At 40.4% G+C, this 16,331-nt stretch carries 10 protein-coding genes; all 10 read left to right on the forward strand.

The window, feature by feature from the left end; all coding sequences use genetic code 11:
* Positions 1–36 precede the first annotated feature (36 nt).
* Positions 37–1,584, forward strand: a complete 1,548-nt coding sequence (locus ACUNWD_RS10380) for a DUF362 domain-containing protein (protein WP_445587735.1) — start codon at positions 37–39, stop codon at positions 1,582–1,584.
* A gap of 283 nt (positions 1,585–1,867) precedes the next feature.
* On the forward strand, positions 1,868–3,478 hold the full coding sequence (locus ACUNWD_RS10385; RefSeq protein WP_445587736.1) for a hypothetical protein: 1,611 nt from the start codon (positions 1,868–1,870) through the stop codon (positions 3,476–3,478).
* Positions 3,479–3,534: 56 nt separating this feature from the next.
* The gene (locus ACUNWD_RS10390; protein WP_445587737.1) at positions 3,535–5,772 is read left to right on the forward strand and encodes a GH92 family glycosyl hydrolase; all 2,238 of its coding nucleotides are present in this window, start codon (positions 3,535–3,537) and stop codon (positions 5,770–5,772) included.
* Between the two features lie 108 nt (positions 5,773–5,880).
* Positions 5,881–6,705, forward strand: a complete 825-nt coding sequence (locus ACUNWD_RS10395) for a Nif3-like dinuclear metal center hexameric protein (RefSeq protein ID WP_445587738.1) — start codon at positions 5,881–5,883, stop codon at positions 6,703–6,705.
* 52 nt (positions 6,706–6,757) lie between these two features.
* Positions 6,758–7,666: a Nif3-like dinuclear metal center hexameric protein gene (locus ACUNWD_RS10400; RefSeq protein ID WP_445587739.1), complete on the forward strand. Its 909-nt coding sequence runs from the start codon at positions 6,758–6,760 to the stop codon at positions 7,664–7,666.
* Positions 7,667–7,697: 31 nt separating this feature from the next.
* Positions 7,698–8,840, forward strand: coding sequence for a glycoside hydrolase family 76 protein (locus tag ACUNWD_RS10405; RefSeq protein WP_445587740.1), 1,143 nt, complete (start codon positions 7,698–7,700; stop codon positions 8,838–8,840).
* A 178-nt stretch (positions 8,841–9,018) separates the two neighbouring features.
* The gene (locus tag ACUNWD_RS10410) at positions 9,019–10,176 is read left to right on the forward strand and encodes an aldose epimerase family protein (protein WP_445587741.1); all 1,158 of its coding nucleotides are present in this window, start codon (positions 9,019–9,021) and stop codon (positions 10,174–10,176) included.
* Between the two features lie 49 nt (positions 10,177–10,225).
* Entirely contained in the window at positions 10,226–12,532 is a 2,307-nt protein-coding gene (locus ACUNWD_RS10415) for a GH92 family glycosyl hydrolase (protein WP_445587742.1), read from the forward strand.
* Positions 12,533–12,582: 50 nt separating this feature from the next.
* On the forward strand, positions 12,583–13,722 hold the full coding sequence (locus tag ACUNWD_RS10420; RefSeq protein WP_445587743.1) for a lactonase family protein: 1,140 nt from the start codon (positions 12,583–12,585) through the stop codon (positions 13,720–13,722).
* A gap of 73 nt (positions 13,723–13,795) precedes the next feature.
* Entirely contained in the window at positions 13,796–16,330 is a 2,535-nt protein-coding gene (locus ACUNWD_RS10425; RefSeq protein WP_445587744.1) for a glycoside hydrolase family 38 N-terminal domain-containing protein, read from the forward strand.
* Position 16,331: the final 1 nt, after the last annotated feature.

Consider the following 16,331-nt stretch of genomic DNA (forward strand, 5'->3'; position numbering starts at 1 on the left):
CTATGCATTGCTTAATCTAATGAATCAAAAAAAAGTATGAAAAAGGAAAATCAAATACTTAGTAAGCTCTTGTATCTTATTGATAAACTAAAGCCAATCTGGTCAAAAGTTTGGTTTTGGGGAATAGGCCTTGTTGCTACCATTTGGTTTTTAGTCCGTGTGATTCCCAAGCCAAGCCGGGCAACTTACCCCTGCCAGCGGGCAGCTTTCCCTATTGCATCGGCATTTGTTATTGGGATTCTGGGAGTGCGCGAATCACTGGTTAAACGTTTTCCGAGGCAAGGGCGATTTCTGTTGTCGAGACAGGCAGTGCTTGTACTGATAACAGCAGTTGTTTTAACAGCCAGTTTTGAAATAGGCGTTTCTGGATTCCCTGAATTTGTTCCAAGGCCGGCTTGGGTGCCAACCGATTCAGTTAATTCCCCGATGGGCGAAGCCAAAGGCATTTTCCCGGGACGGGTGACCTGGATTCGCGATTCTTTAGCGACCAGATGGAATTCGGAATTTGGTGAAGGTCATTGGTGGGAAGATAAATATACAGATCAGGAACGGGTTTGTGCCATGATGAACAAAAGCCTGCTGGCCCTGACAGGAACGGCAACTGCACCGGAGGCATGGGGCAAGATTTTTACCTTTCACAACAAAAGCCACAACAAAGGGAACAAAGGCTACCAGAACGGCCAGACGATCGCAGTTAAGATTAATTGTAACAATGCCTATGAAGGCTATGGCGATGTAGACAACCAGATTGACGCTTCAAAACAAACAGTATTAGGCATCCTTCGCCAGTTGGTCAATGAAGCCAAAATAGATCAAAAGGATATCTTGGTTTACGAAGCCATTCGTGTGATTTCGGATCACATCTACAAACCCTGCCATGAGGAGTTTCCCGAAGTAAGGTGGATGGATTCAAAAGGAGATGGTACAAATGGCCGGTTGCCGGTAGTTTGGCGCGAAAATACGATTGAGTATTCAGGAAAAACAAATTGTGGAGCAGGAATCCCTCAGCTGGTGTATGAGGCTGATTACATCGTAAATATGACTCTGGTAAAAGGTCACCCTTCGGTGGGGATAACCTTAACGGCCAAAAATCATTATGGTACTATCAATGAGCGTGAACATTCCTTTAAACCGAACGAGTATCACCCGTTTGTAGATTTAATTGCCAGCAAATATCTGGGAGGAAAAACGGTTCTTTATATGCTGGATGGTTTGTATGGTATTCGCGATGTGAATGACCCGGTAACCAGAGAATATGCGGGGTGGTATCACTTGTTCGGAGGCGATTGGCTAAGCAGTATTTTTATGTCACTAGATCCACTTGCGATCGATGCGGTTGGTTACGACTTTTTACGCGCCGAATTTGGCGACAGGTTGGGACGTGGCAGAGGAGCCCCAACCGATATCTATATGCACGAGGCTGCCCTTGCTGATAATCCACCATCAGGTTTTTTGTATAAGCAAGATGGAGAAAGACTGCAAAGCCTTGGGGTACATGAACACTGGAACAATTCGGAGGAAAAGCAATATACACACAATTTGAAGGAAGATGGCAAGGGGGTTGAACTTTTTACAGTTAGATGATGAATTTTCCCTACATAGAATTAGAACATATAAAATCGAAAAAAAAATATACGGTTTTAGAGAAAGCTCAAGATAGAAATACCTTATCGTGTAAGCTGTTCAGTTGGACAAAATTCAATTTGAAAATTCATAAAACAATAGTTTTTAACGATGTCTGTGAAGTTGTCAATGATCTTGTTGAGGCACAGTATCATGCTATGTACAACGTTTTAAAGCTCGATTAAACAAAGATAGTATGTGTTAATATTTATAAACTCAATTACTAACTAAACCACCAATGATCATGAAAATAAACCATCAAAAAGAAATTAAGCTCTGGATTATTCTTGTAGCTATTTTGCTAAGTGTTACTTCCGCTTTCTCACAGCCTTTGTGGGAAACAATGAAAAATGAGAAAGATGTCCTAAAACTTTCAGTCTGGTTTCGCGCTCAGGATGTTGACCAATATCTTGCTAATAAGGATGGATTAAACAGCGCGATTAGCTGGTGTAAGAAATATGGCATTACAAAAGTGTACCTCGAAGCTTATGGCCGGGGTTTGTATGCAAACCGGGAAACCCTGCTGAATTCTAAAGAACGGTTTTTGAACGAAGGATTTGAAGTTGCTAGTGGGGCAACAACCGAATATGGGCCTGACGAATTCGACATATTCCACTGTTACACCCACAAAAGGCACCAGGAAGAGCTTCAGCGAATCTCCGAATACGCTGCTTCCCTGTTTGATGAAGTTATTCTTGATGATTGGTATTTTACCAATTGTGAATGTGCTGATTGCATCCATGCGCGAGGCGATCAAAGCTGGTCAAAATACTACACCGACCTGATGCTTAAAATGAGTGAAGAACGGGTGTTGAAACCTGCACGTGCCGTCAATCCAAATGTGAAAATGATAATTAAATATCCCCAGTGGAACGACGAATACCACACGCGGGGTTACGATGTTGTTCGCGAATCCAAAGTCTTTGATGGCATTTGGGTGGGTACTGAAGGCCGTCAGTTCGATTACGAAAAAAGCGAAGGATATGAGATTGGCTATAACGCCTATTTTAACATGCGGTGGCTTGCAAACTTCGGCAGTATTGGTGGTGCGTGGTTTGATACCGGTAGAGCTCGCACAAAAATCCCCACTTACCTTGAACAAGCCCGGCATACCATTTTGGGTGAAGGAGACGAAGTGATTCTTTGGTGCTACGGTGGACACCTTGAAGCAACGCCTAAAATCGAGGCACTCAGTGAAGAACTTCCCGGACTTATAAAATTGGCGAATTTGGTTCAGGGAAAACCTATTAAAGGTGTTCAGCTTTTGAAACCCGGCAACAGTGATTCGTTCGAAGAAACCTGGGTGTGTAGTTTTTTGGGCGAACTTGGAATTCCGTTTGTTCCTGTTAGTGATGTTGACGAAGAGGCTATGGCGGTTGTTTTCCCGGTTCAGTCGCTGAAAGATCCCGGGTTTATTCGCAAATTTCAGCATGTTGCCGATCGCGGAACTCCCATTCTGGTGACCGATGGACTTGCCAAAAGAATGACAGCCAATCCTGCCTACCTGAATAATGTGAATGTGAAGACACTTCCTGTAAAAGGTTCTCCGAAGGCGCTTTTGAATATGACCCGTGAGGAAATAAAAACTTACCGCGATCACTTGTTGGCACCATTCGGCATGAAGTTCGATGCACCTGCAAGAGTGGAACTTTACTTGTTTGGTGAGAATATGTTTGTAGTTGAAAATATCAATGACGAAGCGGTAGACGTAACACTTGAGTTACCAAAAGTATCAACAGTAAACAAAGCATTGATTCTTCCCGAAAGCGGTAGCAGTGCAGAAGTTTCGCTAAGTGGTAAAACGGTGAAGATGACTATTTCAGCGCACACACTGGTTGCTGTCGGGGTCAAATAAACGCTTCATGAGATCAATTAAACCAACAAAAGTATCAACATCTAAAAGTAGTTCAAATGTCAAATCTAAATCATAGAAATAAATATAAATCAGTCATCTGTATTGGAGCAGTTCTGATCTTTCTTTGCACTGCGTTTTCCGGTTCCGCACAATCCGGCAAACCTCGTCCAGTTGATTACGTCAATCCATTGATTGGCACAGCGCCCATGCTGGATCCTGATCATATCGGAAATAATCCGGCACCCAATGAAGATCTGTATTACGGGTGTGTAAATCCGGGAGCAAAAGTGCCCGATCCGAATGGTTATTTAATGCTTGGCCCGGTAAGTGGCTTTGACGGCTGTTGTTACCACGTGCGTGGATCGGGCTATCGGTACGATGATGGTTCGATTATGGGATTCACTCATTTCAACGCACAGTACAGCAGCAACAATTACCTGCTTTTTATGCCTACCGTAGGCGAAATCAGGACAAATCCGGGTACCCGCCAGAATCCGTTTCTGGGATATCGTTCGCTGAAGAACGACAATTCCGAAGAAGCATCGCCAGGTTATTATTCGATATTTCTTTCGACATACGGCATTGAAGCGGAACTGACAGCCACTGAAAATTGCGGCTATCATCGCTATACTTTCCCTGAAACCGAAGAGGCAAATGTACTGATTGACCTGTCGAATAGTCGGCCAACACCAGCTGAAGCATCGGTTAAAATCATTGATAAACGTACCATCGAAGGATTTCAGCAAATTGGTGGCCGGCGTGCAACGAAAATTTATTTTCATGCCGAATTCAATAAAGATTTTAATAGCTCAGGAACGTGGAATACCAACATTGATTTCCCTGAATCTTTGTCGGCAAATAAAAATCCTTTTGGTGCTCACGTCACCTTTGATACTTTTGATGGTGAAGAGGTTCTTGTAAAAGTTGGTACCTCAACAAAAAGTCAGGAAGATGCCAAAAGTAACCTGAAAAACGAGATCGGTAACAAAGACTTTGACACCATTCACGAAGAAGCCGTAGCCAAATGGGAAAAAGTTTTGAGTTATATTACTGTTGAAGGAGGAACCGAAGACGACCGCAAAAATTTTTATTCCTGTATGTACCGCCTGACTGAAGGCCCGGCTTATGCCGGAAACTGGCAGGGAGGCTCGTTTTGCACCCCCTGGACTGTGCGGGTTTTTATGCGTGGCTGGGATTGGTACAATGAACGCTTGAAAAACAGGGCAAACAATAATTTAGGTACCCGCTGGGAATGGAGCGGCGAATTTTGGGGAATTGGTGGAGCCTGGGCGCCATTGGGAATGTACAACCGTGGTTTTGATGATTTCGATATGGAATCGATTTATGCAAAAATGAAGGAAGAGGCCATGACCGGAGGTGGTGCGATCGGCGATGCTTACCGCAAATACGGATATGTGTCCTTTGGTGTTGTGAATAACTGTATCAATCATTGTCTGGGCTTAGCTTATTCCGATCATGTTGTAGCCGAATACGCAAAGTTCCTTGGTAAAAAGGCCGATTATAAATACTTCTCCCAGCGTTCAAAAAACTACAAGAATGTATACAACGAGTCGGTTGGCTTTTTTATGCCTCGCTATGCCGATGGTTCTTGGCTTTTGATCGACCCTTATGATGTTCATGCTGAAAGTATCTATCGTGAAGGCAACGCCTGGAATTACCTGTTTTACGTGATGGGCGATATCCCCGGGCTTGTTGACCTGATGGGAGGTAAAGATGCTTTTGCGGCGCGTCTGGATGAAATGTTCAATACGCCACAACCCAAAGATGCTTACCCTTTGCGCGATGTCACCGGATTTTATGGCCTGTATTCACACGGGAATGAGGTCTATCGCCATATTCCATTCCTGTACAATTATGCAGACCAACCGTGGAAGACTCAGGAAATCGTTCGGAAAATACAAAAGGAGCTTCATCGTCCAACTCCTGATGGAATGTGTGGGATGGAGGATTATGGACAGTTGTCCGGCTGGTTGGTATCCAGTGCTATGGGATTCTATCATGTGGATTTTTTAACCGGAGAATGCGATATCTGTAGTCCGTTATTTTCTAAAGTGACCATTAATATGGATGGACCTACTCCTGGAAAATTTGTCATCGAAGCGAAGAATTTATCAGAAGAGAATATTTATATTCAGTCAGCTATTTTGAACGGGAAACCGTTGAATGTGCCAAAGTTCCATCACTCTGACATTATCGCAGGTGGGAGCCTGGTTTTTGAAATGGGACCGAAACCAAATTATAGTTGGGGAACAAGAAAAACATTGAAAAGATAAGAAAACGTTTGAAGTTGAAGTCGTGGGGGAAAGATGGGTTTATACTCATTTAAATAACTTGTATGGAAAAATATTTAGTATAGCGAGAACTTTAAAATACACTATCATATGTCAAAACAAATAACAGCGAAGCAAGTCATAAGTCGAATGCAAAATCAGCTTGCTGATACCTGGCAGGGCTCGCCGGAGGATGTATTTAATGCGGGTGATCCCAATACATTCGTAACTGGTATTGCAACTTCATTTACACCTTCTATTGAAGTACTTGAAAAGGCAATTGCAGACGGCAAAAATCTGATTATAACACAGCAACCTGCCTATTATTTAGAAACTGAGGATTATCTGAAAGATGATCCTGCATATATCTATAAAAAGAATCTCATAGAGGCCAATGGTCTTGTTTTATATCGGTTTTATGACAATTGGAATTCGATGGAAGTGGATGGCCAGTTGTTAGGATTAGCAAAAGCGCTTGACTGGGATCAATATCATATTTATGATTCGATTGATGGTGGTGAAGAATATAATCGAAAGAACAAATACTTCATGTTGCCGGAAACTGCGCTTCGGGATAAGGTTATTGAAATTAAAGAAAAGTTGAATATTCAGGGGATTCGGGTGGAAGGAGATCCCGGAACGAAAATTCGAAAAGCAGCTTTATCCCATGGGATGTTTAAAATTTCGGAGCTACAGGAGTTTTTAAGTGATCCTGAGGTTGATTTAATTGTAATTGCAGAAGCAATTGAGTGGGAGAGTTGTGAATATTTCAGGGACTTTTTAAGCTGGAAAGGCAATGATAAAGCAATGATATTAATTGGTCGTGATGCATCAGAAGATCCAGGTTACGGAGAAGTGGCGTCTTGGTTAAAATCATTTATCCCTGAGGTTTCGATTGATTGGATACCAGCCAAAGAACCGTTCTGGGTACCTTAGTGCAAATGCCAATTATTGTATAAGTTATTAATAGCGTGAAAATTTGATTTCTATGAAAAATAAAAATATCTCCAGACGTAAATTCATTAATCTTTCAGGTTCGGGTATGCTTGCTGGTGTAGGCGCAGTTTCCGGGGCAGGTGTTCTTCTTCCTCAATTTGGCTGCTCTCCAAAAAGTAAAATTACAGCTGGTGAAGTAGTCGATCGAATTAAAAAGGAAGTGGCAATTCCCTGGAGGGAGGTAACTGTTGATACGATAAAAGGAGCTGGAACTCTGGATATTGTTGTTACCGGAATTACAACTTCATTCATGGCTACCCTGGATGTATTAAAAAAATCAGTTAAAGCCGGAAATAATTTTATTCTGGCGCATGAGCCTACATTTTGGACAAATCTGGATTTAGGAGAAGGATTGGAAGATGATCCATTGTATGCATATAAACAAGAATATATAAAGGAGAATGGTTTATTTGTCCATCGTTTTCACGATCATTGGCATGCTCGACGGCCTGACGGAATTAACGAAGGTTGGATGAAAGTAATGGGCTGGGATACTTACAAATATGACGAAGCAAATAAGATTTATGAACTGCCTGAAGAAATTACACTATTGGATTATGCGAAGGATGTAAAACGTCGGCTGAGAAGTGATAGTGTTCGTGTTGTTGGCGATCCTAAATTGATAGTGAAAACTGTTGGGAGAGGCTCAAATAAAGTGCTGCGAGGTGGGGCCCCGATTGCTGACGTTGTTATTCATTACGAGCCGGATAGAGAAAATAACAATGTTGAATGGGAACGGGATATTGTTGCTTCCGGGCAGAAAAAAGGCTTTATCATCGTTTCGCATAACCGGCGAGAAGAAGATGGGATGGACAACTGTGCCAGATGGCTACGAACGTTTATCTCGGAAGTGCCGGTCGATTTTATTCCATCAGGTGATCCATTTTGGAGAACAACTTAAAATAAAAAAATATTTACCTAAAAAATAGAAGATGAAAAAAACAAATTTTGTTCTGTTAGTTCTTTTAATGCTGGTTTTTCCGGGATTACTTTCTGCAAAAAAGAAAGCTGGTGATAATGACGAGTGTTATAAAAAGGAAATGTTGTCGCTGCAAAAAGCGATACAAAAAGACTTTTTCGACCCGGTATCCGGATATTATTATGTAGTACTGGATTCATCAAAAAGAGAAGTTAAAGATGGCTATTTGCGCGAGTATACTTACCTGTGGTCTCTTTGTGCGATGTTTCAGGCTACTAATGAAATAGAAAAATTAGATAAAAAAGCCAAGCTGATGGGGCCAATGATTAAGAATATAGATAATTATTACGATCCTGCTCCTCCAAAACCAGGCTATTCAGACTATATCATGAATCTGAAACCAGGTGAGCGATATTTTGATGATAATCAATGGATTGGAATTACAGCACTGGATGGGTACGCCAGAACAAAAAATAAATCTTATCTGAAACTAGGGAAGTTAGTGTATGACTTCATGATGACTGGTTATGATAATGTTTTGGGTGGTGGAATTTATTGGAAAGACACCTCCAAAAGTTCAAAGAATACATGCTCAAACGGACCTGGTGTTTTGGTGGCACTTCAAATGTATCAGGCAACAAATGAACAAAGTTATTTAGATACAGCATTGTTGATTTTTAACTGGACAAATGAAAAGTTGAAAACTCCTACGGGATTGTATTATGACAATATCCGGACGAAAGATGGAAGTATTGGTAAAGCAACTTTTTCATATAATACTGGAACTATGCTTGAATCCTATGTATATCTCTATGAGATAACCGGAGATGAAAAATACCTGGATGAAGCGAATAAAATTGCTGATAGCTCTTTGGATTTCTTTTATGGAGGTGAAAAATTTAGAGATGGCTATTGGTTTAATGCTGTTTTATTGCGAGCGTATCAGCATCTATTGAAATACAATAAGGATATGAAGTATATCCAGGGATTCAAAAAATGTTTGGATGCAGCAATAAAAAATGATAAGAACGAGAAAGGTTTGTTTACAGGACGAGATGGCATTCAAAATCTAGTTGAACATGGCGGAATGTTGGAGATATTGGCCCGTTTTGCATGGATAGAAAGTCATTATGATATTACAAATTGCGATTTTTAATATTTAGTTGATTCGGTAAAATGACGGACGGAAGAACGGATTTTATCTCATCTCGGAATAATTGATATTCGACTGTCTGTCATTTTTTTTTAAATTCTTATGCCGTGTATAGAGTTAGTTTGAATATACAATGTTAAATTGGCTCCAATTTATTAATAATGAATAATATCCTCTCAATATGAAAAAAATGTATTTCTCAATGTCGTTCTACCTGATTCTAGTATTTAGTCTGAATTCTTTTGCTGTGCCAAAAAACTCTGAATCGTCAGGTTTTGCCGAAAATGAAGTTAAGAGTAAGAAGCCAACTATTACAAAAAACTTATTTGGTAGTACTGATGGGCAAGATGTATATGAATACACGCTTACGAATAGGCACGGAATGATGGTGAAAGTTATAAATTATGGTGGAACCATTTCTGACATTATCACTCCTGATAAAAATGGAGAAATGGCAAGTGTTGTCCTTGGATTTGATACACTTGAAGAATACAAGGGAGGTAAAAATGCGCTGATGGGAGCAACGGTCGGTCGTGTCGCTAACCGTATTTCTAATGCTAAATTTACTCTTGATGGAAAGGAATATAAACTAAGTTCCTTTATTCATGGCGGAGTAGGTGGCTTTCATAGACGGGTGTGGAATATTGAGGAAGTCCCAGGGAAAAGCGTTGTGGCTTTAAAAATGACCTATTTCAGTAAAGATGGAGAAGAAGGTTTCCCGGGAAATTTGAATGTAACGATAACTTATTCATTGACCAATAAAAATGAACTAAAGATTGATTACACAGCAACTACGGATAAAGCCACTCCGTTGGTTCTTACCAATCATACTTATTTTAATCTTTCCGGTGGAAAGGAAGCAAATGTCTTGGATACCGAATTAAGCATTTTGGCTGGTCAATACCTGGAGGCAGCTGATCAAAACATCCCAACTGGAAATATCTTTGATGTAAAGGATACGCCATTTGATTTTACAGAAAAACATCCGATTGGTAAGCAAATAGCCGATATAAAGAATGCTTCCGGATATGATCTCACTTACGTTTTGAGAAACCAATCCGGTAAATTAGCCAAGGCAGCTAGTGCTTATGAGCCAGGAAGTGGGAGAGCTATGGAAGTTTACACAACTGAGCCCGGTGTTGTTTTTTACACCAGCAATCACTTAAATGAACGAATTACCGGGCGAGGAGGTAAACCCTTTGCAAAATATGGTGCTTTCTGTCTGGAAACACAACATTACCCGGATTCACCAAACAAACCGAATTTTCCCAATACGATATTAAAGCCAGGAGAAACCTTCAAATCTCAAACGATATATAAATTTTCAGTAAAAGAATGATAATGTAAAATATACCTAAACTAATTAATACCAACTAACCAAAAACATCATGAAATTTAAAAATCTATTCTTTGCCATTGTTGCCATATTAGGCTTGAATATCCAATGTCAAACGCCAGTAAGCGAGAAAACTCCAGTGGATTATGTGAATCCATACATTGGAACCATCAATCCTAAAACAAGAGGTTTAACCCCAGTGATCAAAGTTCCCGGTGGTTCTGTAGGCTTGTTTCCCTCGTTTAATCCAGAAGTTCAGGATTCCTACCTGTCAGATAAGTTATTTGGATTTCCGACTGATTTTGCCAACATCATGATCAATACAGGTGAAGTAAAAATTGGTGCAAAAGAAAATGCTTCAACATTCGATCATGATTTGGAAACCGCGACACCCTACTACTATCAGGTGTTGCTGGAAGACCCAAATATCAATACTGAGTATACTCTCACCGACCATACGCTTTTGTTTAGGTTTACTTTGCCTGAAAATACTACTTCAAATTTATTGTTGAATTTGAGAGGAAATGCAGCTGTTGAAATCAAGGATAATAATACATTGGAAGGCACTGCCTCATATCGTCGAAGAAATCGTTCCACCTATCCAAGCAACGATGTTACCTATTACTTTACTGCTAAGTTGAATAAACCATTAGCTGCTAGCGGAAGTTGGAAAAATGAATCAATTTCATCCGGGGCAAAATCGGTATCTGGTGAACGTGCCGGGATGTATATTAGCTATGCTACGAAGGAACGTGAAGTTTTGGAAGTTCAAATCGGTATTTCAACTAAAAGCCAGGATGAAGCTCAAAGTTTTCTAAAGGAGGAAGTGGGTTCAAAGTCTTTTGATCAAGTGAAAGACCAGGCAAAGGAGCTGTGGAATGATGAACTTGGATTGATCAAAATTAAAGGTGGAACAGAAAAACAGCGAACTGTTTTTTACAGTTCACTTTATCGCACGCGCTCTACTTATATGGGTAATGTTTGGGATACGTATCGGTGTGCTTATCCATTACAAGGTATCATTCATCCGGAAGATAATGTAAAAGCGATTCAGGATTTTGTGAGCGCATACGAAGAAACCGGCTGGCTTCCTAGTTCCGGGGCAATGATTGGTCACCATTCAACAGCCGTCATCGCGGATTCGTATCTAAAAGGCTTACGTGGTTTTGATGTGGAAAGAGCATATGAAGGCCTGAAGAAAAACCATTTGGAAGCGACTATGATTCCATGGAAAGATGCGGGGTATGTGACAGAACTTGAACAATGCTATTTCGACAACGGTTTTTTCCCGGCTTTAACTGTTCGCAAAGATGCAAAAGAAGATGGTGCGGTTAAAGTGATGACTGATCGGGAACTTTATCAAAAGGCTTATGTGAAAATGCCTTATCAAATTACCTGGCTACCTGAAGTTGGAGTGGATGAGTGGGTGAAAGAAGTTGACCCTTGGCACAGACGACAATCAGTTTCAGTAACGCTGGAACATTGTTATGATGATTGGTGTCTGGCCCAGTTTGCTAAAGCTTTGGGAAAAGATGATGATTATCAATTATTCATGAAAAGGGCTCATAACTATCAGAATCTGTTTAATAAAGAAGCCGGATTTATGTGGCCAAAAACAGCAGACGGTGAATGGGTAAAACCATTTGATCCAAAGCTTTCTGGTGGTTTTGCCGGAGAAGGTTATTTCGCCGAAGGTAATTCATGGACTTACACCTGGCATGTACAGCACGATGTTCAGGGATTGATTAACCTGATGGGGGGAAGAGACCAATTTGTTGATAAATTGAATGCGCTTTTTATTGAAGGACGGTCGTACGATAAGCTTGCTTTTTTAGGTCAAATGCCTGATATGACTGGTTTGGTTGGCCAGTTCTGTATGGGTAACGAACCTTCGTTTCATATTCCTTACTTGTATAATTATGCCGGACAGCCTTGGATGACACAGAACAAAGTAAGAATGTTAATGGATCTTTGGTTTGATGCAACTCCTTTTGGATTGTGCGGTGATGAAGATGGTGGATCAATGACCAGTTGGTATGCCTTCAGCGCTATGGGGTTTTATCCCCAATGCCCCGGCCAGCCTGTTTATGATATTGGTAGCCCCGTATTTGAGGAGACGACAATTAATGTTGGAGGAGGAAAAACATTCGTTGTAGAAGCTAAAAATGTTTCTGCTCAAAACAAATACATTCAGTCGGCAACCCTTAATGGCAAAGCTCTTGATAAAGTATGGTTTTCTCATTCAGACATTATTAATGGAGGAAAACTTATTCTTGAAATGGGTAATCGTCCAAACAAAGAATGGGGAAGTTCTCCGAACGCGGCTGCACCTTCCATGTCTTCTTCGTTAGGGAGCTAATTATAACTGCTTGATTGCCGGTGCATATTATTAAAATAAGATAATCAATAATGAAAAAAGTTTTTGCTTTTACCAATTTACGATCCATACTGTTAGCTGCATTTTCTTTGTTGGCAGGTTCGGTCTGTAGTACCGATTTATACGTTTATTTTGGCTCGCATGGCAAAGGAGAAGGGTATGGATTTTCACTTGCTCATTTTGATACGGAAACGGGTATTCTTTCCACTCCAGAATTTTTGTTAGAGGCAGTTGCACCGGCATATTTTCTAATTCATCCTGATGGGAAGCGGCTTTACACATGTAACTCCGCTCCCGGCAGTGATGTTAGTGCATACACAATAGACCCTTCATCGGCAAAACTCACGCTATTAAATACAAAGCCAAGTTTTGGTGGTGATCCGAGTTACGTTTGTTTGGATGCTACAGGTAACTTTTTGATGGTTGCTAACTATGATGGGAAGAGTATCGCAGTTTATGCCTTGCAACCAGATGGCAGCATTGGAGAGCGTACTGCATTTTTTGAACATTCGGGAACGAGTATTAATCTGGAACGCCAGACACAAGCCAGACCTCATTGTATCCTTGTCGATCCAACAAACAAATTTGTTTTGGTGCCGGATTTAGGAGTGGATAAACTGTTTGTATATCGGTTTGATGCTCAAACCGGGAAACTTGAGCCAAACGATGTTCAATATGCAAAGGTGGCTCCCGGCTCAGGACCTCGTCATGTCATCTTTGATGAAAAAGGCGAGTTTGCTTATTTGATAAATGAAATGGGAAGCACCATCATTCGCTATAGCTGGGATGCATCTGAAGGAGTGTTGTCTGAGTTGGAAACGATTTCAACATTACCTAAAGATTTTTACGGAATAAGCACATGCGCTGAAATCCTGCTTCATCCAAGCGGAAAGTTTATATACGCTACGAATCGTGGAGATAATAGTGTTGCTGTATTTTCAGTAGATGAAGAATCTGGAAGTTTGAGTTTAATACAACACATATCTACTCAAGGCAAAACACCTCGTAATTGCGAAATTGATCCAACTGGTAAATGGTTATTGGTTACGAATCAGGATAGTAACAATGCGGTTGTTTTCAGAATCGATCCGAAAAACGGATTATTGAAGCAAAATGGATCACCAGTGCCAGTAAGATCACCCTTTTGCGAACGATTTTTAGTTGTGAAGTAAACGGGATACCGTTTGCTAAAGAATAGATTTTTTTAAATAACTAAAATAAACCAACAAATAAAGCCTACTAATCATGAAAAGAAGAATCTTTATCAAAGATGTTTCCTTAGCCGGAGCAGCGGTAACGTTACCGGCATTTGCAATTAATTGTTCTCTTCCTCAAAAAGAAAGTAAGACGATCCCAGCGGTGCATCTTACTCAGCAGGATTTTGTTTCAACTTTTCCCTGGGGAATTCGGGGAGATCGTGTTAGAATTCTACAACAGGAAGTCGAGAATGAACTGCTGGACACTGAAACCCTGGCAGCCTTTGCTTTTATGCTGGGATTAAAAAATGCGTCCTCACGTTTGGATGAAGCCTGGAAACTCATGCTGAATTCACAGAACCATGACGTTCACGTATGTTTGGCCGACGAAACTGGCATTGAATGGTGTAAGCAATCCCAAAAGTTAGCAACTGAAATCAGGGACGGTCTGTTAAAATTTCTCGCAGGAAAGATCAATTCTTCTTCTGTTGCAATTAATACATTGCCATGGAGTCGGAATTTGGGTGAGGATAACGACGAAGTTCCCGGATTTGGTTATGCTGTATTAAATAATTCCGGTAAAAGTGAGAACAAGGAAACATTGCCTTGGAATAATTGGTTTGAAACAGATTCTTTCAAAATTCGAGTTTCGAAAGATGGGTGTTTAGAAACCCTGATTGGCAATAGATTAAGCAATCCGGCTTCAATTGGGTATATGACATTGTATAGTGGTGGTTCACAATTTGATACCCGAACGGATAAGCCTAAAAAAATAAAAAACTGGCTTAGCAAAGACAAAAGTACAGCATTTGCAGAAATTGAAGGCGAGATAAACGGTTTATCATACGTGCATAAAATAGTTGCAAATGGTCAGTACATAGACTATGAAACAACAATTGATTATGGTGACGGCAGTTATTTTGGACCGGAACCGGCAGATATTGAGGAGAATCCTCATCGTGTGCATTATTATCAGCATGAAAGAAAACTCTGCATCAACTGTGATATTTCGGAAGCAAGTTCAAACATTTTACAAAATACACCTTACCTGACATGGCCGGCAGATAAATCGAAATCAATCGAAAGTTTGAATTATTTGGCGATGGAATCTGATAAGGGAAACATTGCGCATTTTAATATTGGTCAGTCTGGTTATGGGTATGAGGAAGAGAATTCATGTATAAAACATGTTATTTCATTTGCTCCCAAAAGATACGTTTATGGTAATGGTAAACAGATTTTGAAGGGCAAAGAAACCTATCGCAATCGTTTTATTCCTTATTCCGGCGATTGGCGAACAGCGCGCATAACATTGCTTTCAAATGAATACCAACGTCCAGTAATCGAGCTTCAATCGAAAAAGATTCAATCTGATTTGCCTGAGAAAGCCAGCTTTCTTAATATAAATTCAAATACAACCATTGCTACCGCACTGTTTGAGCGTGGAGGAAAAATATATGTACGCTTGTGGGAATGGGCCGGACAAAAAGATGAGGTTTCTATTCAGTTTGGTGATTCAAATGCAAGTTTAATCGAATGCTCCCATAATTTAGTTCAGTCGGAAAAATTGGCAACTCAATTTAATATGCGCCCCTGGGAAATTAAAACGATTGAACTCGACGGTGCAATGATTCTTTTGGGAGATCGTAGTGAATGCAGTGTCGCACAATCATTGAATGCAGAGCCAGAGGGTTGGTCACTTCCAAACTATTTTACAGCAACTTTGCCTGGGAAAGCAAGTTCAAGTAAAATTTCTGATGATAATAAGGTGGTTTATTTTTCTTCCGGTTATCACGATGGTTTTGTAAAGCCAATTGAAAGACATACCAAAACAATGGCGATAGAAATGGATCGCATCAGTTCCGGAAAATATCCAAATTACGCAAGTACCTGGGAAATTGGAGGTAGTTGCTGGGTACAGATGAATAAGAATGAACCGGAGTACCTGGAAAAGCTAAAACCGTTCTTAAAAGATGGAAGTATTGAAATTGTAGGTGGCACGTGGTGCGAACCGCTTAATTTGATAGTGAATGGTGAATCAATTATGCGACAATTTTTGTACGGTACCGAAGCAATTGAAAAGAATTTAGATACAAAGGTTACTATTTATAGTAATCAGGAACATGGAACTTTTGCCCAGATGCCTCAAATATTGAAATCATTTGGAATAAAAGCAGCTGTTAACAGAACTCAGTGGGCTCCTTATGGATATGAATCAGGACTCGACACTGAGATTGCAGAATGGGTAGGTGTTGATGGATCCTCAATTTATGTGATTCCTCGTTATAACAGTATGGATTATCTAACACTTGGTCCTAATAATGGTCAAGAATTGCAATATGGAAGTGTAACAGGACACAACCGGTTTTGGCGCACGGAAGCAAAATTTAAAGAATTGCTCGAAAGTGCGCAGGAAAAAGGAGTTCAAAAACCGTTGATGACGATGCTTGAAGATATTTGGGCTGAAGAATGGCGTTCGACTGACGAAGAGATGGATTTCTACCTTTCATTGCCTTATGTGAAGTTTATTAGTATTGGAAAATATTTATCACTTTTTGGAATTGAATTAGACGAAAATAAATAAA

Source organism: Sunxiuqinia sp. A32 (assembly GCF_052690465.1).